This window comes from Thermasporomyces composti, from assembly GCF_003386795.1.
Taxonomy (GTDB): domain Bacteria; phylum Actinomycetota; class Actinomycetes; order Propionibacteriales; family Actinopolymorphaceae; genus Thermasporomyces; species Thermasporomyces composti.
This window is the reverse complement of the sequence record NZ_QTUC01000001.1, coordinates 2,952,752-2,974,523: the sequence shown is the minus strand read 5'-3', so window position 1 is coordinate 2,974,523 and position 21,772 is coordinate 2,952,752. Positions and strand designations below refer to the sequence as shown.

General features: G+C 67.3%; 14 protein-coding genes and 2 pseudogenes. 12 read left to right on the top strand and 4 right to left on the bottom strand.

Annotated features, from left to right (window positions below):
- Positions 1 to 7: 7 nt before the first annotated feature.
- From DFJ64_RS12915 to DFJ64_RS19715, 11 genes and pseudogenes are all read left to right on the top strand, one after another.
- Positions 8 to 508: a hypothetical protein gene (locus DFJ64_RS12915; protein WP_115850678.1), complete on the top strand. Its 501-nt coding sequence runs from the start codon at positions 8 to 10 to the stop codon at positions 506 to 508.
- 152 nt (positions 509 to 660) lie between these two features.
- Entirely contained in the window at positions 661 to 957 is a 297-nt protein-coding gene (locus DFJ64_RS12910) for a hypothetical protein (RefSeq protein ID WP_147304694.1), read from the top strand.
- 66 nt (positions 958 to 1,023) lie between these two features.
- The gene (gene fxlM / locus DFJ64_RS12905) at positions 1,024 to 2,244 is read left to right on the top strand and encodes a methyltransferase, FxLD system (protein WP_115850676.1); all 1,221 of its coding nucleotides are present in this window, start codon (positions 1,024 to 1,026) and stop codon (positions 2,242 to 2,244) included.
- Between the two features lie 506 nt (positions 2,245 to 2,750).
- On the top strand, positions 2,751 to 6,161 hold the full coding sequence (locus DFJ64_RS12895; RefSeq protein WP_115850674.1) for a beta-N-acetylglucosaminidase domain-containing protein: 3,411 nt from the start codon (positions 2,751 to 2,753) through the stop codon (positions 6,159 to 6,161).
- A gap of 267 nt (positions 6,162 to 6,428) precedes the next feature.
- Positions 6,429 to 6,617 (top strand): annotated as a pseudogene (locus tag DFJ64_RS20240) (PNPOx family protein); the annotation flags it as partial.
- A gap of 62 nt (positions 6,618 to 6,679) precedes the next feature.
- A complete protein-coding gene (locus DFJ64_RS19940) occupies positions 6,680 to 6,817 on the top strand; it encodes a hypothetical protein (RefSeq protein WP_245941105.1) in 138 nt (45 codons plus the stop codon).
- 289 nt (positions 6,818 to 7,106) lie between these two features.
- Positions 7,107 to 9,110, top strand: a complete 2,004-nt coding sequence (locus DFJ64_RS12885) for a glycoside hydrolase (RefSeq protein WP_147304693.1) — start codon at positions 7,107 to 7,109, stop codon at positions 9,108 to 9,110.
- Between the two features lie 322 nt (positions 9,111 to 9,432).
- Complete coding sequence (locus DFJ64_RS12880; RefSeq protein ID WP_245941104.1) at positions 9,433 to 10,287, top strand: carbohydrate ABC transporter permease; 855 nt, start codon at positions 9,433 to 9,435, stop codon at positions 10,285 to 10,287.
- A 9-nt stretch (positions 10,288 to 10,296) separates the two neighbouring features.
- Positions 10,297 to 11,223, top strand: coding sequence for a carbohydrate ABC transporter permease (locus DFJ64_RS12875; protein WP_115850671.1), 927 nt, complete (start codon positions 10,297 to 10,299; stop codon positions 11,221 to 11,223).
- A gap of 34 nt (positions 11,224 to 11,257) precedes the next feature.
- A complete protein-coding gene (locus DFJ64_RS12870; RefSeq protein WP_115850670.1) occupies positions 11,258 to 14,461 on the top strand; it encodes a heparinase II/III domain-containing protein in 3,204 nt (1,067 codons plus the stop codon).
- Between the two features lie 16 nt (positions 14,462 to 14,477).
- Positions 14,478 to 15,788, top strand: coding sequence for an ABC transporter substrate-binding protein (locus tag DFJ64_RS19715; RefSeq protein ID WP_115850669.1), 1,311 nt, complete (start codon positions 14,478 to 14,480; stop codon positions 15,786 to 15,788).
- 58 nt (positions 15,789 to 15,846) lie between these two features.
- Here the strand turns inward: DFJ64_RS19715 and DFJ64_RS12860 are convergent, their stop codons facing one another.
- The 4 genes and pseudogenes from DFJ64_RS12860 to DFJ64_RS12845 all read right to left on the bottom strand — a co-directional run bounded on the left by DFJ64_RS12860 (position 15,847) and on the right by DFJ64_RS12845 (position 18,077).
- On the bottom strand, positions 15,847 to 16,641 hold the full coding sequence (locus DFJ64_RS12860) for an IclR family transcriptional regulator (RefSeq protein ID WP_115850668.1): 795 nt from the start codon (positions 16,639 to 16,641) through the stop codon (positions 15,847 to 15,849).
- 173 nt (positions 16,642 to 16,814) lie between these two features.
- Complete coding sequence (locus DFJ64_RS12855) at positions 16,815 to 17,045, bottom strand: phosphotransferase (RefSeq protein WP_245941311.1); 231 nt, start codon at positions 17,043 to 17,045, stop codon at positions 16,815 to 16,817.
- A 178-nt stretch (positions 17,046 to 17,223) separates the two neighbouring features.
- Positions 17,224 to 17,517, bottom strand: a pseudogene (locus DFJ64_RS12850) (DUF6199 family natural product biosynthesis protein); the annotation flags it as partial.
- Between the two features lie 218 nt (positions 17,518 to 17,735).
- Complete coding sequence (locus DFJ64_RS12845; protein WP_147304692.1) at positions 17,736 to 18,077, bottom strand: DUF6199 family natural product biosynthesis protein; 342 nt, start codon at positions 18,075 to 18,077, stop codon at positions 17,736 to 17,738.
- Between the two features lie 1,029 nt (positions 18,078 to 19,106).
- On the opposite strand from DFJ64_RS12845, the gene DFJ64_RS12840 reads away from it, so the two are divergent.
- Positions 19,107 to 21,149, top strand: a complete 2,043-nt coding sequence (locus DFJ64_RS12840) for a glycoside hydrolase family 88 protein (protein ID WP_115850665.1) — start codon at positions 19,107 to 19,109, stop codon at positions 21,147 to 21,149.
- Positions 21,150 to 21,772: the final 623 nt, after the last annotated feature.

Here is a 21,772-nt window from a genome sequence, read left to right as displayed (position 1 = left end):
AGCGGCGATGATTCGGGTTGTCGGCCAGGCTCGATGCGCTGGAGCGGTCGTCGAGAGTGATCCCTGGCTGGAGCTGAAGATCTCATGGCTTCCACGGCCAGCGGACCAGCCTCTCTACCTCCGCCTGTCGGGCTCTGGTGGAGGCCAGGTCGAATTGAAGTTTGAAGGGGAGACCGGACGCCTCCTGCAGGCTGTCATCATTGACACTCCTCCGCTGCTTGACCTGGACAAGGAGGAACGCCCGATCGCGCAACCGGACATGAGCGTGCCGGTCGTCGACCTATCAATCTGGGGATCCAAAGAGAACGCCGACGTCAGCACACCAGCGCGGTCGATCGTCGAGATGGTCGCCGACTTGAGCTATTCGAAAAGCGAACGCATCAAGGTCCTGCGGCTATCCGAGGCGGAGGTCTCAGACTATTGCGGATGCCAGAACGCTTGGGTAGGGGTCTCACGTCATGGTGAGCTGGCCACAATCGCGGCACTGGATGTGAGCCACGGAGCGTAGCCGGCGCGATGTCGTGACCTTGCCAGCACGCGACTAAACTGATCCGTAATGCGCCCGGCGGCCTTCGGGCGTAAGTCGACTGGTTGGCCATGACGACTTGGAGCTCTCCCAGGATGGCCGTGGCCAGGCCGAATGGCTGCGGAACTGACTCATTGCCACCGGCGAGCTTCCCCACGCGACACGGTCGGGACGTCAAGCACATCGAGAACATCATCGCTCGTCGCCATCAGCTGCCCAAGAAGGGTCGGAATGTCTCCCGCCCGGATCCGTCGACCGGCCAGCTCACGCCCGAACAGCTTCGCGCGTTGGGCGCCGAGCTGGCGGAGGTCTTGGAGCGCCACCTGCCCCCACCGGCGTCCGACACTTCCTCCCCTCCCGGCCTCGCGACGCGTCCGGTCACCATCAGCAGCTACGCAGTGCCGACCGACGTCGACTCCGCCGGCACCTGACTCGGGGGTGGTTCGAGGTACGTTTTCCAACGGCCCCAGTGCCCGTTCGAGTCAGGAGCCGTGTGGATGAGCAGTCCCCCCACGTCGACCATCGATCGCCACGCCGAACAGCTCCGTGCGCGTCTCGTGGAGGACCTACGCGAGCGCGGACTCTTGTCTGACCCGCGAGTCGAGCAAGCGTTGTTCGCCGTCCCGCGGCACGTGTTCGTTCCATCCGCTTCAGTGGACGAGGCCTACAGCGATCAGACGGTCCACACCAAACACGACGCCTCCGGCGCGATCAGCGGGGCGTCCGCACCGAACATCGTGGCGATGATGCTCGAGCAGCTCGCCGTCGAACCCGGCCACAACGTCCTCGAGATCGGAGCCGGCACCGGCTACAACGCGGCCCTCCTCGGACACCTCGTCGGACCGACCGGACGGGTCACGACGATCGACGTCGACGACGACATCGTGACCAGCGCGCGCGAGCACCTCGCCGCCGCGCGAGCCGAGAACGTCGAGGTCGTCGTCGGCGACGGCGCCTTGGGCCATCCGGCGCACGCGCCGTACGACCGGCTCATCGCCACGGTCGGTACAGCCGAGCTGCCCAAGGCGTGGCTGGAGCAGACGAGCCCGCACGGCCGGCTGGTCGTTCCCGTCCGCATCCGCGGCGGCGTGACCCGGTCCATCGCGTTCGCGCGTACCGGCGACACCTGGACCTCCGTCGACAGCCAGCTCTGCGGCTTCATGCCCCTGCGCGCCAGTGTCGCGGCTGACCCGAGACGTACGATCGACCTCCTCGACGGTGCGGCCCACCTCCACGTCTATGCGGACCAGGACGTCGACGCGCGGCTCGCGTCACAGGTCCTTGCGAGGCCGGCGACCGAGGTGTGGACGGGTGCCACGTTCGTCAAGGGCGAGACGCTCGAGTTCGTGTGGCTGTGGCTGGCCTGCGCGTTGCCCAACTCGATCTCCTGGATGGAGGTCGAGCGTCGCGCCGTCGAGGCGGGCGTGCTTCGGCCGGCGACGAGCGGGGGGTCGATGGCGACCGTCGAGGGCGACAGCCTCGCCTACCTGACCATGCGAGCGTCGGGCGACGCGTACGAGCTCGGCGTCATCGGACACGGTTCTCGAGGGAAGGACCTGGCCGAGGCGGTCGCGGAGGCGATCGGCGGCTGGACCCGGTATCGAGACCACCGGCTGACGTTCGAGTTCCATCCAAGCGCCGAGGTGACTCCCCGTCGGCCCGGGCAGTATGTCGTCAGCCGACGCTCCGGGTCGCTCGTCGTGACCTGGACACCGTGACCCCACAATCCTTGTGAACCTGACGATGCCGCTGTCCGTCAACCGCACACGGTTGGTGGTCGAGGGCACGCATCTGTCGTCATCCATCCCGGGCGCGTCCGAGATCGTCACGGGCGGACTGTGCAATGAGAGGTTGCGGGCGACGATGACGCGAACGAACAACGCTCCTCCGGGGACGGATGTCGAGGCGTTCCGTGACAAGTCTCGGAGTGGTTCCAAGAGCACGGTCGGCTCAAGCCCGACACTGACATGCGGGGCGGAGGGCCGCCGCGCCGCGGAGGAGATGCTCGCTCGCAAGCCAGCCTGATCTGGTTCTGCAAGAGTGTGTCTTGATCCCTCGCGAGCTGCCAGCGAGCACCAACTCCTGGCACCTCCTCCTCTCGAGCCACATGCGGACACAGATCTTGACCATCCGTGAACGCTGAACCATACCGTTCGAAGCCGCTCGTACGGAGCACGTCCGCGGCTGGGGTCAGGACTCGCCGAGCACTCCCGCACTGAGTGCGATGACGACACGGAATCCGCCGCGAGCTGTGCGGCAGCCCGACAACTCGATCCAGCCGGCCGGCACGAAACCCAGGAGACGTCCCATGGCACGCCCCCAGCGCACACATCGGATCTGGCGACGCTTACTGGCCGGTATCGTCGGTGCCGCCTTCGCCGCGGCCCCGCTGGCTCCCCCTTCGTTCGCAGGTGATGCACCGGCCCCGCCTGCTGGATCGCTACGCCCGATCCTCCCCTATCCGCAAGAGATGCGACCACGACCGAGCGGTGTTCGACTCGACGGTGAGGTGACCGTCATCGCCGGCGAAGCCGTCGACCAGCCAGCCCTTCATGCCCTTCAGGACCTTCTCGACGAGTACGGCTTGCGGTCCCGTGTCCTTCGCGAGCCGGTGGCCGACTTCCGTCGGCCGCTGGTCGTCCTCGGTGGACCGACCGAGACACCAGCGAGCGTCGAGGCACTGAAAGCGCTCGGTGTCGCCGGCCCCGAAGGACTCCCCGCTGAGGGCTACGTCCTGGTCGCCGGCCGAGACGACCACGGACGAGCGCGCATCGTGCTGTCCGGTGTCGACGGCGCCGGCACCTTCTACGCCGTTCAGTCGCTTCGCCAGCTGCTGACGGCGCAGGCTAACGGCGCTCGAGTCGACGGTGTCGAGATCCGGGACTGGCCGGCGTACGGCGTCCGCGGCGGTATGGAGTCCTTCTACGGCCCGGTCTGGTCGCAGGAGGACCGTCGCTCACAGATCGAGTTTCTGGCCCGGCACAAGATGAACCAGTTCTTCTACGGGCCTGCCGACGACCTGCGCACCGGCAGCGAATGGGACCTGCCATACGGACCCGCCGAGCTCGCTCGTCTGGAGGAGATCGTCAATCTCGCACGACACCGCCATGTGGACTTCGTGTATCGGGTGTCCCCCGAAGCCCCGATGGCGCCAAGCCAAGGAATCTGTCACGCGCGCGAGTCCGACCGCCAGAAGCTGCTGGCCCGCTTCGAGCAGCTCTGGGATATCGGCGTACGCAGCTTTGTGATCGCGTGGGATGACGTGACCGGGAACTTCGTCTGCGAGGCGGACCAGGAGGCGTACGGCGACGACGTGTCACCGCTGGCGGCCGCCCAGGCCGACGTCACGAACTTCGTCCAGCGCGAGTTCATCGAGACCCACCCCGGGGCCTCCCGGCTGGTCACCGTGCCGACCGAGTACTGGGGCACGGAACGCACGACGTATCGCGAGCGATTCGACGAGCTGCTGAGCACCGAGGTCGACATCTACTGGACAGGACCAGCGGTGGTCTCGCCGGCGATCACCCTCGACGATCTTGCCGCCGTCAAGAAGGCGTTTCCCCGGCACCAGATCATAATCTGGGACAACTACCCGGTGAACGACTACACGCCGAATCGCTTGCTCCTTGGGCCACTGGTCAACCGCGAGCCAGATCTAGCCACCCACGTCATCGGCATCTCGTTCAACGAGCTTGTTCGGGACCAACAGGCATCACAGATCCCCCTCGGAACTCAAGCCGACTACGCGTGGAATCCGCACGCCTACGATCCCGAGCGGTCATGGACGCAGACGCTACGTATCCTCGGCGGCGACGCGTACGAGGAACTTCGCTTGTTCGCCGAGCACAACCGGGTGAGTCTGCTCGATACCACCGAGCGACCTGATCTCGCCGCCGTGATCGACGAGCTGCTCACCGCGTACACCGAAGGCCGCCCGGTCACCCGGCAGCTGAACTGGCTCGACGACGAGCTGCGCCGGCTCGAGAACCTCCCGACGACGCTGCGCGAGAAGCTGGATGACCAGCTGATGCTGTCGCAGATCGGGCCGTGGTTGGACCGGATAGGCGTGACCGGCCAGGCGGGTCAAGCCGCTCTGGACATCCTGCGCGCCCAGGACGACGGCCGTAGCGAGGACGTGTGGCGAGCCCGGTGCGAGCAAGCACGCCTTCGCAGCATCCTCGACCAAACCTGGCACCAGATCTCACCTGGGCCGATCGACCGACTTCTCGACTTCGCCGCGCACCAAAGCGATGGCTACCTTGGCGTCCGTTGGTACGGCGACCTCGGTGAGCCGTCAGGCACACCAGTCGCGGCCGACGGATCGAGCTTGGCCAACCTGACCGACCGTCGCGTGGACACCGCCTACGTTGCCAAGTCTCGGCCCGAGCCGGGCGACGCGGTGACCGTACCGATCACGAAGCAGCACCGACTCGCGTCTGTCACGGTCGTCCAAGACACCGACGCCCCCGCGCACGCGACGGTCCAGGCGAAGGTCGGCGACACGTGGGTCGACCTCGGCCCGCTCAGCGGCGGCTTCACCACGGTGCCGGCCAACGGGCTCACTGCGAGCGCGATCCGGCTTCGGTGGGCCAAGAGCAGCAACCCGCCCCGGGTCTACGAGATCATCCCCAAGTACGCCGACGTCCTGGGCGGTCGGGTCCGTCTCGATCCGCCAGGTGCGCTGATCGAGTCCGGCGCGACAAGACGGTTCCACGTCGAGCTCGAGGTGTTCGACGACGACACGTTTGCTGGCGACGTCATCGCGACCGGACCAGATGGCTGGATCATCGCCCCGGCGAAGCAGCGGGTGCGGGTACGGTCCGATGGCCGCACCGTCATTGCGCAGGTGCCATTGGACGTGACTGTCCCGGATAACACGCCGAACGGCCGCTACGAGATCCACGTGACGGTCCGCGTTGACGCCGCGACGTCCATCGAGGTCACTGGGGTTGTCTTGGTCGGTGAGGGAACATATCCCGAACTCGTTGGTCTCGCGAGCCCCGTTGGCTACTGGCGTCTTGGCGAAGCTGCCGACAGTCACGTCGCCGTCGACAGCTCACCCACCGGTCAGGACGGTGTGTACCGCGACGGGGCTCGACCCGGCGCGCCTGGTGCCATCGCGGACGACACGGCGGCCGATCTGGCGACCGGTTACGTCGAGGTGCTGCGTACACCGGCCACCAACCTCAACGGACCCTTCACCCTGGAAGCGTGGGTGAACCTCGACACGATCGCTCCCCCGCCGGGCCAGGCGATCATCGAGAGCTACACGGCACCCGCCGCCAACGGTTTCGCTCTCCGGGTCGACAACGGGTTCCTCCAGGCCTGGACGCTGGGTGGTCCGAATGAAGGTTACAGCGTCGTGACAGGACGCACCCGGCTCACGACCGGTGACTGGTTCCATGTCGCCGCTGTCTTTGACGGCTCGCAGCTGACGGTCTACCTCGACGGCAGGCCAGACGCCAGCATCGCCACGACGATCTCGCCGGCCGACGGTACAGCCTCGATCAAGCTCGGCGCACGCGGTGACGACGCTGCGCAACGCCTACGAGGGGACCTGGACGAGGTGGCGATCTACGATCGGGCGCTGTCCGCCGATGAGATTGAGCAGCACTATCTCGCAGGTGTGGGCTGAGTCATCCGTCGGTGACAGGGTCTCACGCGAGACGAGATGCCATACGTGAGAGGTGGCGAACGGCCCCTCCAGTGTGGACTGCCGGGTCACGAACGCTGGACTGTCACACCGGACGTGTGCCCTTCGTCCTATCGGTGGGACGGCGAGTCCCCAAGGCGACGAGTCACGTCACCTCCGGGTGCTGACTGTGCACCGGGGAGGCGAGAAGCGTCGCCTTGGGTCGGTGCCTGACATCCCCTGACCCTGCGTGATCGAAAGGCGTCACACATGGAGCAGAAGACACGTGCATTCGACCGCTTCGCAGCGCAGAAGAACGTCGTGCTCACGACGTACCGCCGCAACGGCACACCAGTTCCGACCGTCGTCCACATCGTGGTCGACGGCGATCGCGCCTACTTCCGGACACCCAGTACCGCGGGGAAAGTGAAGCGGCTGCGCCGTAACGCCGACGTCGAGATCGCGCCGTCGACGTTCGGCGGCAAGGTCGTCGGCCCCAGCATGCGGGCGCGGCCCGGCTGTTGTCCGAGGAGGAGGCGCTCCCCGTACGTCGTGCCCTGGCCCGCAAGTACCCGTTCATCCAGGGCATCGTGGTACCGCTGCTGCACAAGTACTACTACCGCTGCCAGACCTTCCATTACGAGCTGACACCACGTTGAGACGGAGAGACCGCCCGAGCGACCGGGCACGATCAGGCCGAGCGGCGCCCAGCCGCTGCCCTTGCTCGATCACGGGCCCGGTCGTGGCGGCCGGTGGCGTGGGCCGGTGGTGGCTCGTGGACGACTCGGGCCTCTGGAGCCGGGCTGGCTCCACAGGCCGACGGCGTAGGAACTGACGGCCAGGCTCGGACGTGCCCGACATCGGACTCGCTCGAGCGGTACGCCCCGTGTGCTCGTCGATCACGATGGGACCACCCGCTCCCCCCGCACACGGACCGAGGTGGTCCTCATGGGCACGACGTTCGAACCACCGGACCGTCGAGGGCAGCGGCCGCGCCGCCGTCCGATGGTCCGACGGGCAGCACTCACCACGAGCTGTCTGGTCGGAGTCCTGATGGTGGCATTCGCCGCTCCGCCGGCCCAGTCAGCCGCTCCGCAGACGGCCACGGCGTACCGGGACGAGCTGGGCCCGGACGTCTTCGGCGCGGACGCGCTCGGCGTCCCCCAGCCCATGCCAGTCGAGGACCCCGCCTTCGAGGAGGGCGCGCCGGAGTGGGAGCGGGTCGCCGACGAGCCCGCGACCGTGGAGATTCGACACGGCGTCGGACGGGGCGACAGTGGCGGAGCCGTCGTCACCGTGCCATCGTCGGCTCCGGTCGCGTGGCCGAACGTCGGTCAGCGGACAGCTGCACCTCCGGCGCGCACGCTGCTCCGCCTGACCGCGTGGGTACGGACGAACGAGGTGGCCGACGGGTACGGCGCGTACCTCGGGATCGACTACTACGACGCGACGGGTTCACGGATCACCTGGTCGCAGTCGGGATCGGTCCGAGGTACCCAGGACTGGAGTCGCCTCGAGCTGCTGGGCGAGGTCCCCGCGAACACCACGACCATCGCGATCCGGCTGCTGCTGAACGGACACGGGCAGGCCGTCTTCGACGACGTCACCTTGGAGGCGTACGCCTCGCTCGACGAGCCTGCTCATTCGCCCCACGTGCGGCTGCACGAGACCGAGGACGTGCTCAACCTGGACGTGGAGGGTGTCGGAGTCGAGAACAACGTCTACGCCTTCGTGCCGGGCGTCCTCACACGCGAGCAACGCCGGACGGTGGAGGAACGGCTCGCGGTGCTGCGCCCGACGTGGGTCCGGGTGTTCACCGACACGAACTGGTGGGCCACGGCGGAGGGGTACGACTTCAGTGGCCCGATGGTGCAAGCGCTCCTGGCGGATCTCCGCCTCTACGACCGCCTGGGCGCGCGGGCGAACCTCGTCATGTGGCGTCCGCTGGACTGGGATCCGTCGCGCTATGGAGAGATGGCGGACGCCATGGTCGCCTTGCTTCGGTGGCTTCGCGCTCAAGGGGTGGGCAACCTCGCGGCCTTGACGCTCTACAACGAGCCGAACGGCGAGTTCCCGGGATCCCCGTCGGAGTACGTCGAGATGTACCAGACGGTGGCGGCCGCGCTCAGGCAGGCGGGCCTCGACGACATCGAGCTGGTGGCCGGCGACACCAGTCAAGGTGGTGACGCGTTCTTCGACACGGTCGTCCCGCCGCTGCGAGGACTCGCGGGATGGTCGTCCTACCACGAGTACGTCGACTACCGGACGTCGCTCACCATCCCCACCTTGCACGCGCGGAACCGGGTCGAGGTAGCGAGGGACGCCGGCCTGCCGCGGCTGTTCCTGTGGGAGTCCAACCTCACCGGTGGGGTCGGCGCCGGAACCTACAGTCCAGGCACCCATGACGGGGTGCTGCTCCCGGAGCGTTATCCGGTCGCGTTGAAGCTCGCCGCCTACCACCTGCAGGCACTCGCCGGCGGGGTGACGGGCGTGTCGTACTGGGAGGCGTTCGACATGCGCTACGGCGGTCCCGACGCTCCGCTCATGTCGTTCGGCATGTGGAGTTCGGCCGAGGACGGGCTCCGGCTCCGGCCCACCTACTACAGCGTCCAGCTGCTCTCGCGGTTCGTCCGCCCCGACGCGACGATCACGCGGATCGCGAGCGTGCCCGACCGCACCGTGCTGGCCTACGGTGTCCGGAATCGTGACGGCAGCAGGCTCGTGTACGTCCTCAACCCCTGGGACCGCGAGGTTCAGGTCGAGCTCGACCTCATCGGCACCGGCTCGACAGCCCTGCGCTATCACGTCGACGAACGCTCCGTGACCGAGGCGATCGACCAGCGACGCCCGGTCCTGCGCCCGCAGCCACGACGCGTCTTCGACGGGCAGGTCCTCCGCGACGTCCTACCGCCGGAGTCGCTGGTGCTGTACCGCCTCGCGTCGACTGGCTGACCCGATCCGCCGCTATCCGACCTGGCTCACGCGCGCCGGCACCGTCGCGAGTCGCCCTGGTCGCTCGTCCACGATGTCCTGTGCCGGTCATGCGTTCCATCAGAAGAAACAAATTGTTCTTGTAGGGAACCAGAGGGCGACCTAGCATCGAACGCGCCAGCGGTCCCCAGGTCAGTGCCGACCGGCCAACGCGGCCACGCGGTGCAGGGGGTGCGGGATGCGAGGAGCCGATGCGGTCGAGGCGGCCGCCGCCACGCCCCCTGTGCGACGGACGAGTCGTTCCGCGAGCCCTTTCGACAGCGCAAGGCGACGAGCGCTCGGCGTGTTCGTCGTCCCAGCGCTCGCGGTCTACGTGCTGGTGGTGATCGCGCCCACGCTGCTGACGGTCTGGATCAGCTTCCACCGATGGGCGGGCGCCGGGCCGATGGAGTACGTGGGTATCGGCAACTACCGCTTCATGCTGCGCGATCCGGCGTTCCACCGGTCGTTCGTCACCACCATGGTGATCCTCTTCGTCGTCGGCGCGATCACGTTCACCGTCGCGTTCGTCCTCACCATGTTGTTGCAGGACATGGCCGGCCGACGGTTCGTGCGAGCCGTCGTCTTCTTCCCCAGCCTGCTGCCCGGACTCGTGATCGCGATCCTCTGGGGCTTCCTCTTCGACCCGCAGGGTCTCGTCAATCATATCTTGACACTCCTCGGCGTCGACGAACCGCCCCTCTGGCTCGGAGCGGACCACCTCTTCTCGACCGTCATGGCGGGCAAGGTGTGGCTCAGCGCCGGCACCTACACCGTCATCTTCATGGCAGCAGCCGACCGGATTCCGCGGTACTTCTACGAAGCCGCCGACCTCGACGGCGCCTCCGCCGTCCAGCGGTTCCGCCACGTGACTGTGCCACTCATGAGCGGCGTCGCAGGGGTCTGCGCCGTCCTGTGGTCGATCTCGGCGTTGAAGTCCTTCGAGTTCATGCTGGCCTTCGCGGGGGCGACCGGCCAGCTCCCACCGGTGAGCCTCTGGACGTTCCCGCTCTACAGCTACGCGACCGCCTTCGCGGCGGACGCTGCGGCGGGATTCGGCGTGGCATCCGCCGCCGCCGTGATGACGCTCGCCCTCAGTCTCGTGCTCACCATCCTCGTCCGACGCGTGCTGGCCGAACGAACGCACGTGGAGTACTAGGACGACAGCATGCCGACGACCACCACGTCGCAGCCCGCTCGGCGAGACGCCCGAGCGAACCGGCCGCTGGCGCGACCGCGGCTGACCCGTCGGCCCTCCCGTCGGCCGCGACGAGGACGGAGCCCCCTCCACCTCATCCTCCTCCCCGCCGCGTGGTCGCTCGCGATCTTCGACCTCTTCGTCGTCGGCTGGCTGTTCCTCAACTCGCTGAAGACGACGCCCGAGATCTTCGAGGACCCTTGGGGACTGCCGTCCCGCCCTCGATGGCACAACTACGTCGACGCGTGGAACGTCGCGCACTTCGGTGAGGGCGTTCTCAACTCCCTGGTCCTCGTTGTGGCGAGCGGGATCGCGACACTGTCACTCGCGGCGCCCGCGGCGTACGCCTTGACCAGGTTCCGCTGGCGCTGGTCAGGCCCCGTCACGGTCTTCTTCGCGATGGGTCTCGGCGTTCCGGCACAGTCGATCTTCATCCCCCTCTACGTGGGGATGGACCGCCTCGGACTGGTGAACACGCTCTGGGGACTGCTCCTCGTCTACACCGCGACGAACCTGCCGTTCGCGGTCTTCTTCCTCACCGGGTTCTTCGCGTCGCTGCCCCACGAGCTCGAAGAGGCGGCCGCACTGGACGGAGCCGGTCCCGGCTACACGTTCTGGCGAATCATGCTGCCGCTCACCCGCTCGGGACTCCTGACGCTCTTCGTGCTCCAAGCCATCGGGGACTGGGGTGAGACGTTCTTCGCGCTCGTCTTCCTGCAGGACAAGAAGACGATCTCGCTGGCGCTGCTGAACTTCACCCAGACCATGCAGTACACGGGCGCGGAGTGGTCGGTGCTGTTCGCCGGCATCTGCATCATCGTGATCCCGCTCATCGCGCTCTACCTGTGGACGGGTCGCCGCCTGGTCGAGGGAATCGCCGCCGGATACGGCCGGTAGGCGCACCCACGCCCGCGCCGAAGGGAGGGGAGCTATGGCGCACCACACGGAGTCCGACAGTCCGGCCTTCCGCCGCCGGACGCTGTTGACTGGTTCGATGACCATGGCCGGGCTGGTCGGCCTCGGTCTCCTACCGCCCCGACAGGGACGAGGGTGGCTCGGCGCCGTCTCGGCGAACGCGACGCCACAGGTTCTGGAGCCGACCAAGAGCAAACCGACGTTCTACACCTCGCAGAGGGTCGCCGCGATCCGCGCGAACGTCGCGACGTACCCGTGGGCGCGGGCCCTGCGCGACGAGGCGGTCGCCGCGGCCGAGGAGCTTCTGTCCCACGGCGACGACTGGATCTGGAACCTCGTCACGACCCAGGCGCTCCCCCGCGCGAACTACGTGAACGAGCAGCTCGGCTCGCCGATCAGCGGGCGGGACATCTACGAGTTCGGCACGTACCCCTGGCGAGCTGACCCGCTGCGCATGCCGTGGAAGATCGTCGATCCCGCGGTCGATCCCGCGAGTGGGCTCCCGACGACCTTCCCCACGAACGACTTCGCCGCCTACTACCGCAGCGGCCTCGACCAGCATGGCAACTTCGACCCTGACCTCGCGGACCGGTCTCTGCTCGTCAACGAGCTCTACCCCGAGCTCGGGCCGACGTGGGGCGTCGACGACGGCTACGGCTGGGTCGACGAGGAGGGGAACCGGTGGACGTTCGTCGCGTACTACAACCACTGGTGCCAATGGCTGAACGAACTCGGTGGGCACGGACTCGTCGGGCGCGGCGTCAAGGCGTTCCGCGACGCCTTCCTCTACACCGGTGACCTGCGCTACGCGCACGCTGGCCTCATCCTGCTCGACCGGATAGCCGACGTCTACCCGACCCTGCACCTCGACCCGTTCCCCGCGGAGTGGAACCGCAACGGCCACGGTGGGACCGGCAAAGGGAAGGCCGTGGGCTCCATCTGGGAGAGCTGGATGGCGAAGGACTACTGCCTGGCGTACGACGCCTTCTTCCCCGCGATCGCCAGACGGGACGAGGCCGAGGTCGTCGACTTCCTGCGGACCAAGGCCGAGCAGTACGACCTAGCCGCCAAGGACAGCGTCGAGGCGATTCGGGTCAACATCGAGAACGGCATCCTCCGCACGATCTACCCGGCTGTCCAGGCCGCCGAGATCCGCGGCAACTTCGGCATGCACCAGTCGGCGCTCGCGATGGCGGCGGTCGTCCTCGGGAAGAGCGCTGAGACCGCGGAGTGGAAGGAGTTCCTGTTCAAGACCGGTGACCTAGTGCGCGACCCGGAGTGGCGAGTGACGGGTGGCAACGTCGCGAGCGCCCTGATCGACGACGTCGACCACGATGGATGCGGCACCGAGGGGTCGCTCGCGTACAACCGGATCTGGATGCTGCAGATCCGGGACGTCGCCGACGTCCTCGTCGTGGACGAGGACGACAACCTCTACCAGCACCCGAAGGTGGAGAAGCTCTTCGAGTGCATGTATCCGTTCACGATGCTCAACGCGTACGTGCCGAGCATCGGTGACACCGGGAGGACCGGCGCTCCAGACCTCTTCCTCAACGCGCGGGACTACGTCCGCGCGTTCGAGCAGTATCCCACCCGCGAGTTCGCGCAGATGGCGTGTCTCCTCAACGGCGGAACGGCCGACGGCTTGTACGGCGACGTCAGCAGCCTCGACGTCGCCGGCACGGTGCGGCGGATCCAGGAGATCGTCGATCGCGACGGTCCGCTCAACCTGCCCAGCGTGAACCTCACCGGGTTCGGGTTCGCCGCGCTTCGGGCGGGCACCGGCACGGGGCGTCGAGAGCTCTGGGTCTACTACGGACGGAACTACAACCACGGACATGCAGACACGCTCAACCTCGGCATGTACGCCGGCGGCGTGGACCTCCTGCCCGACCTGGGCTACCCGGAGTTCCTCGGCAACAACGCTCGCCGCCTCGAGTGGAACAGCAACACGATCGCGCACAACACCGTGGTGGTCGACGCCCAAACACAGGAGCAGCAGGACATCGGCCGGGCGCTGGGGTTCGCGGTCGGCGAGCGGGCGCAGTACCTCAGCGTCGCGGCCCCGAAGGTCTACTCGCAGACCAGCCTGTACCAGCGGTCATGTGTCCTCGTCGACGTCGATCCCGACCGGTGCTACGCAGTCGACGTCTTCCGCGTCGCTGGTGGCCGTGACCACCACTACAGCTTCCACGCGGCCGAGGGACCGGTGACGGTCCACGGGCTGGCGTTGACGCCGCAGCCGACCGGAACCTACGCCGGGCCGGACGTCTACCCTCCGGACGACTTCGCGCCGGCCCGCCCACGCGCGAGCGGGTTCGACTGGCTGTTCGACGTCGAGCGAGACACGGAGCCGACGGTCCCGTTCAGCGTCGACTGGTCGATCCAGGACACCTGGAACGTCCACGAGGTCGACCCCGACCTCCACCTGCGGTTGACGATGCTGAGCCCCGTCGACGACGTGGCACTCGCGGACGGCATACCGCCGCGCAACAAGGAGGGCAACCCCGAGAGCCTGCGCTACCTCATCGCCCATCGCCACGGAGTCGATCTCACCAGCCAGTTCGTCTCGGTCATCGAGCCCTACATCGGCACCTCGACGATCGCCGACGCACGAACCGTGGACGTCGAGGTCCTCGACGGCGGTGCGCTGGCGTCGCACGAAGCGGTCGCCGTCCGAGTGGAGCTCACCGACGGCCGAGTCGACTACGTGGTGTGCACGGTCCGGCCCGACCTGACCCTCCTCGTCGACGGGACCTACGTGACGAGCGGTGAGCTGTGCGTGTGGTCGCTCCGGAACCGCCGACCGGAGTACGGCCTGCTCTACAACGGCACCAGGCTTTCCGCTGTCCCGGGGATCAGGTCCGGCCCGGCGGCCGTCACCGGCACCGTCACGGCGTTCACGACGGAGCTCAGCAACGACAACTCCATCACGCTGGCGCTCGACGAGCCAGTACCAGCGGATGTCACCCTCGTCGGTTCCTCCATCTACGTCGAGAACGACGGGACCACCAACGCCGTCTACCGCATCACGGACGCGTTCCTAGGTGACCAGGGAGCCTTGACGGTGGGCATCGGCAACGTCAGCCCGATCCGCGGTCACGTCGCCCCCGAGAACCCCGACCTCGGCTTCCAGTACGACCTCGCGGTCGGAGCGGCGGCGCGAATCCCACTGACCAGGGAGTGGCGCGGCAGAGGCAGAGACAGAAATCCGCGATGACGAAGAGGTGAGACGCATGAGGGGTTTGTCACGACGACGCTTCCTCGGCGGCGCGGCGGCCGGAGCGGCGAGCCTGGTGGTCACGTCCGGATGTGGCGGCGACGAAAGCCCGACCTCGGGGTCGGAGTCGAAGGAGTTCACCCTGTGGAGCTTCTGGTCGGAGGGCGAGCCGAACCAGAAGGTACTGGCCGCCGCGATCGACAACTTCAGCCGCGCCTCGGGGGTTAAGGTGACGGTCCAGTGGAAGGGGCGGACCGCCATGCAGTCGCTCCTCCCGTCGCTGAACACCCGGAACGTCCCCGCCGATCTCATCGAGGCCAACGGCAGCCAGCTGACCACGATGTTCGCGCCGACCGGCGAGGCGCTCGACCTGAGCGACGTCTACGAGGCGGAGGTGCCGGGCGAGGCGCGGACGGTAGCCGAGGTCGTCGGCGAGGCCTACAAGCAGATCAGCACGACACCCGACGGACTCGTGGTGATGGTGCCGTACCAAGTGTCGACGTACGCGTGGTTCTACGACGGAGCAGCGTTCCCCGAGCTCACCGACTCACCACCTAAGACCTGGGAGGAGTTCATCGCCCTGCTCGATGAGCGCAAGGCGCGGGGTCGCAGGCCCGTGGCGCAGGATGGCAGCGTGCCCGGCTACAACGCCTACTACATCCAGCACTTCGCCCGCGCTCTCGCCGGCGACGAAGGCTGGGCCGAGGCCGTGACCGACACGACAGGCAAGACGTGGCGAGAGCCGGAGTTCGTCAAGGCCGCTGAGTACGTGGAGCGCTTCGCGAAGGCCGGCTACTTCCCCGACGGGTTCAACGCGAGCAGGTTCCCCGCCATGCAGCAGAAGTGGGCGGCGGGCGAGTGTGACTTCCTCTTCGGGGGAACCTGGCTGCCGAGAGAGACCCAGCCCTATGCCAAGGAGGGGTTCGAGTACCGCTCGTTCCCGTTCCCCTCGATCGAGGGACGCCAGCCGACACTCAACGTCGCGACGTACGGCTTCGGGATCCCGAAAAAGGCTCGGAACCCTGAGCCCGCCAAGGAGTTCATCCGGTACTTCCTGCAGAAGAAGTTCCAAGACCAGATCTCGACCGTGGCGAAGGAGATGCCCGTGCGGACCGACGTGCCCGCGGCTCCAGTGGTGGCCGAGGCGAAGCGGAGCCTCGACTCGGGTGCCGTCAACCGGGTCCCGAGTCCGCCGGCGTACTCCGAGTTCTCCACCAAGGTCCTGTGTCCCGCCAACGACAAGTTGCTCTTCGGCGAGATCGACGCGGCGACGTTCATCGAGCAGATGGTTCGCGAGAGCGAACGCTTCTGGAGCGCGCGGGGCTGACCAAACCCAGCCCACGCGGTCGCAGCGTGGCCACGGTCCGCGCGTGCGTCGCCGGCGGTTACACGGCCGGTTCGCTGTCCGGCGTCCCCGGTGAATAGCCGAGGCTGCGAGAACAGGCACCCGCCGCGTCGACGACCGCCGCCGCGATGCGCGCGATGAGCGCGTCGTCGAGACGAGTGTCGGGCGCGGAGACGCTGATCGCCGCGAGCACCTCGCCGTGCCGGCCACGGATCGGTGCGGCGATGCAGGAGACGCCGGGTTCGTTCTCTCCGCGCTCGATCGCGTAACCACGCTCGCGCACCTCGGCGAGCTCCCGACGTAGGGCGGTGAGGGAGGTGATCGTTCGGTCGGTGCGGGGGCGGAGCCGCTTGGGCAGCCAACCGCGCCACTCCGTCTCGGGAAGGCTCGCGAGCATCGCCTTGCCGAGTGCGGTGGAGTACATCGGATCCCGCGCGCCAAGGCGGGCCTGCATGCGGAGGGCCCGGCTGCTCTCGATCATCTCGACGTAGACGACGGCCTGGCCGTCCGGCAGCCCGAGGTTGACAGTCTCATCGAAGGCCCGGGCGAGCTTGCGCATCTCCGGCAGCGCGAGGTCGCGGACTCGGGACTGAGTGCTGGAGAGCTTGCCGAGATTCCAGAAGAGCAGACCGACCCGGTAGGTGTCGGTCTCCGGGTCGTGGGCCACGAAGCCAGTTTCTCGTAGCGTGCGGAGGTACTTGAACGCCGTGCTCTTCGGCAAGCCCACGAGCTGGCACACATCCGCGAGGGACAGGTCGCGTCCGGACTCGCCGATGCAGCGGAGCACCTGCAGCGCCTTGTACACGGGCTTGACGATGTAGTCGGAATCGGCCATCGAATCCTGTCGTTTCTCGTCACGAAACAGCCAGCTCTTCAAGCGACTCTAGCGGAGTGCTCGGGGCACCCTCACAAGGCACGCCATGATCACTCGTGGTCGGAGCGTGACAGACCGATCAGCCACTCGCCACGCCGAGGAAGCCATCGCCCACGCCGTGACCGATCGGGTGGCTATGGGCGACGTCGCGAGAACGACCTGCCGGCACAGGTCGAGCAGTCCCTGGTCGACGTGGGGTGGTACACGCAGACCTCCGCGGGGACATGCGCGAGGCCGGACTCGATCGGACCGCGGCAGCACGTCTCGAGGTCGATGAACAGCGGGCCATCCTTCGTGCCGAGCACATTGCCCGGATGCGGCTCTCCATGGAGCAGCTGCTCCAGCGCTCCACACTCGTCGATCACCCGCCGCACAGCGCGTAGCCTGCCCCACAGCAGCTCGCGGTCCGCGTCGGTGACGAGGCGACCGATGTTGCCGTCCCGATCGCACGCGTCACCTGGGCCACGTCCATGTCGTGGTCACCCTACGAAAGGTGATCCTTGTGGGGAGTGGACTCGCCGGATCGCAGCTGCGGCATCAGGGCTAGTTCCAAGGTTCGTCGCAGGAATCCTCAGTCAACAGATCGTCGCTGGCCCAGTCGTCCTCGCCCCACACGTCCTCGCTCCAGTCGTCGTCCACGCACTTCTCGTACGACTCCGTCGGGCGCTTCTCCACCGCCTGTTCGGCCTTGATTGCAAGAACAAAAAGCCCCACCACCACCAGGAACACCAATGCGAGCCCGGAGACGAACCGGTCCACTTGGTAGCGGGCCTCGCTTGGCTCGTGGACCTCCGGATTCTTGTACTTCCACGCCTCGAGACTCCACCAGGCCGACTTCGGCGAGACGAGCCCTCACACCATCAAGGGGATTCCAATCACCATGACGACGACCAACGCCGCCAGCGAATCGCCGTGTCTGTGCACCCCGATGACCGTACCTTTCCGTGCGCACTCTCTCACCGACACCTACGAGCGCTTCGTGGACGCCCATCACAGTCAGCCGTCCACGGATCGTGAGCTGTCTCGACCCGTCCACCGGTCTCGTTCACTGAAGGTCACTCCTCCGGCGGCGGGTGCCAGATCTCACACCACTCCTCTGGCGTGAACAAGCTCTCGCGGCCGTCACGCTCCTCGAGGCACGCCTCGTACTCCCGCCACTGGCGCGTCCGCTCCCGGTCGCCCTCCGTCGCCGCGACGATCATTCCACACCCGACGAGAAACACCAGAGCGAACGCGGCGCCGAACCGTTCGAAGCGGTAGGCGGTCTCACTCGGCTCATGAGCCTCGGGGTTCTTGTACTGCCAGGCGCGCAGCGTCCACCACATGGCCCTCGGTGAGACCAGCGCCCACGCGAGGAAGGGAAGGGCAACCACCGAGACCAGGACGTACGTGACCATGACACCCCCCATGACCAGCGCGCAGACCGATCATGCCGTCTTCGTGGACGCGCCGTCGGTCGTTATCCACAGGCTCGCGGATCGGCAGTGAGGGCTGCCGTTCGATTACCGTGGGCAGCGATCACAGGCCGTCACATGGGCATCGACGGGATGGAGCATGGCGCGCCGACACCGGCAACACCTCTGCCATGTTCTACCTGGGATACACATTGAAGGAACGGAAGGATGGAGCAGGTGCCGAGTCATGGCACCAGCGCGCGGCCGACGCCGGCAATACCCTCGCAATGTTCAATCTTGGCTTCTGCTGAAGGAACGGGGGATGAGGCGGACGCAGAAATGTGGTGGCAGCGGGCCGTCGACGCCGGCGAAACCGTTGCCATGTTCAACCTTGGATGGTTGTCGTACGAGCGGGGGGACAAGGAAACCGCGGAGACGTGGTGGCAGCGCGGAGCCCAAGCCGGTGACGCAGCGTGCATGGTGGGATTCGGAAGGCTACTGGAACGACAAGGAGAGTTGGCAAAGCATCGTATTGGTTCAGACGAGCCAATGACCGAGGTGTCGGCCGACAGACTTACCTAGCTCTCCACAGAGATTTTCAACAATGGTTTAGAACATATGGCTATGTTCGCGGGACCTGGACACTAGTCATGTCACGCTGGGTGGGTAAGCGGCCAGGTCGCTAGGAACGCCCTTTCGTCACACGTGTAGAGGAGTTACGAAGTCGGCGTGCCCCTTTCCAGCATGGTAATCCGCTGACGACACAGGACTCGCGCTTGCATCACACCGAAACGAGCACACCGGCCGCAAAGCTCACCAAGTGAGCCGTAGCAGTCTCGGCGACACGTCGATGCAGAGGGTGCCGCACCCGCTGGCGGACACCTGCGCTTCTTGCACTTGCTTTTCGCTCCTGACCGTTTTCGGACCTGGTTCCCACCTGCCCGTGCATTGATCCTCCCGGACACCTTCTCTAGCTTCGGGCAGGCAGGCCGGGACAGCGGTTTGGCTCAGCCAGATCCAGGGAGGGCTTTGATGAACGGGAAGATGCGGCGTCGTCACGTCCTGCGCCTCGGCGGTCTGGTGACCGTCGCGGGCGCGCTCGGTGTCCAGACCGCACCGGCTCTGGCGGGCGGACACCCGCATCCCGCGTCCGGTCCCGTCGAGCTCACAAGCGACAACCTGCTGGCCAATCCGGGGCTCGAAGACGTCGTCGACGGCCTTCCCGCCGCCTGGAGCTTGTGGAACGCCGACTCTCAGGGCCTGGTGCAGTCGTCGACCGAGCAGGTCCACGGTGGTGCGTTCAGCGTGCGGCTGGAGGACCCTTCGAACACCGTCGGCCCCGGCCTGCGCAGCGCGTTCGTCCCGGTCACCCCCGGCCTCTCCTACCAGGCGAGCGCGTTCTCCTATAACGTCAGCGGCTCTTCCCAGCTGCTCCTCGAGTTCTGGAACGCCGATCGCCGGCGGATCTCCGCGAGTACGGCGACGAATTCCACGACCGGCACCCGGCAGGAGCTGACCCTCGAGGCCGAGGCACCGGCCGAGGCGACGCACGCCACCGTGCTCTTCTACTGCCCGGCCGCGAACGTCGGGACGGCGTTCTTCGACGATGCCGCCCTGTCCGTCGTCCGGTGGAAGGTCTCGATCTGGGGCGGTGACTACCTCACCCGGGGCAAGGCCACCGACACCCTGACCGTACGGGTCGCGGCGCAGAACGACCCGGTCGCGTTCGATCGGGTGGAGGCGTTCGGCACGGTGTTGACGTTCGTCGACGAGCGTCGCATGGCGGGCCCAGGCGGGGTCACGGCGCGCTGGTCGTCGAGCGGTGCGTTCCGCTGGGACGCGAAGGCGAAGGCCGTCACGCTCCCGGCGAACGAGGACGGCGGTCTCACGATCACGGGCCTCCGCTTCCACCCGCCTGCGCGCGAGGCCTTCGTCAGCGTCTCGGTGCACGAGGCCCACGGCGACCAGGATCACGACGTCTGGGTCGCAGCCGGCGGCTTCGCGACGCCCGACCACGCGGCCGAACGGCAGCTCGCACCCCAGGCGCTCGCGGCGGCGCGGAAGGCGAGCGACTACCTCGAGACCCGTCGTACGCCCGACGGCGGTGTGCTGATCGGTCACTCCACGTGGCCCGGTGACCCGCAGCCGGATCCGCAGGGCAACGCGGCCGTCGCCACCGGCAACCTGCGGTTGTGGCAGGTCACGGGCGAGGCGCAGTACCGCGATCGCGCCGTGCGCACTCTCGACTGGCTCGTCGACGTCCAACTGTCCAACGGAGGGTTCGGCTTCCCCTGGGCCTGGGGCGGCGACCGCGGACACTTCACGTACGCCGGCCACTATCCGGAGAACGGGCAGAACCACCCGGCCGGGACCCCGTACGCGATCATCACCTCGAACGCCGCGAAGGCCCTCCTCGAGGGCTACGAGGCGCTCGGGCGGCCCGAGTACCTCGCGGCGGCCGAACGCGCGACCGACTACCTGCTGCACGACCGCCACGGGTTCCAGTGGCTCGACGACGACCACACCCGCGGCTCGATCCCGTACTGCACGATCGACCCGGTCGACGCGGACGGCGGCCGCTCCACGAACATCTGGAACATCGACGGCTCGTCGCTCGAGCTGATCGCCGCCCTCTTCCGGACCACCCGCGATCGGGAGCTCCTGAGGTACGGCGACGCCCTGGCACGCAACCTGTACGCCCACATCGAGCCGGACGCCTCGATCGCGTACGCCTGGTACACCCCGACATACAAGCCGACCGGCTACGCGCAGATCTGCTACACCGGTCTGCTCACGTGGGGACAGCTGCGGGGCCGTGATCCCTGGGTGAAGCGGGCGTGTGACGGCTACACCTGGATGACGAACGTCGACCGGCCGTCGCTCCTGCTGTGGGAGGACCAGGCGAAAGCGCTCGGAGGACTCGACAACACCAACGCGGTCCTCGGGTACCTCGAGACCAAGATCTCCACCCAGCTCGAGGACGGTTCGTGGACCGGAGGGGCCAACACTCGCTCCGACGCCAGCGGGCTGACGACCCTCGCCGCCCTGCTGAAGCAGATGGAATTCCACGCGTGAGAGCACTCGGTCGGCGTACCGTGCCGCGCGGCTCGCTCGTGGTCGGCAGCGCAGCCTTCCTCGCGCCGGGCCTCGCGACCCCACCCGCCAGGGCGAACCAGCCGAGCAGCGCATCCTCGATCTGATCCGTGCCGCCCTCTAAAACCTGGCCCGGTGCACCGCTGCGGTGGATCCGGCTCTCTGAGCAGCCCGCTCTGACGCAGCTGATCGGGACGGGTGTGGTCGAGTGCGTGGAGGGTTAGCCCCTGTACGCCGAACCACATCTCCTGCCACGTCTTGGGCTAGGTCGCACGCTCGCGGCTCAGGACCGGCGCCTACGTGGGCAGGCTCTGGGCATAGGCGCCCGTGGGGTCCCCGGTCCTAGCCGGGTGGAGCCGGACGGACGTGCGAACGCCCTCCGCCTTGCTTTCGCAGGCCAGAGGGCGTTCGCCTGGTGTGGCAAGGCGCAGAATTCGAACCTGCGTAGGCTGAGCCGACGGTTTTACAGGGCACCCGCGTCACCTGCTCTGACCTGGCTCTTGCACTCAGGCCGACCGATCTTGGGACACATTTGACACGAGACTGAGCTCGGCGGCGTTGTCGTTCGCAGGCGATCTGTCAGGTCGCTGCAGGAAACTTTCGAA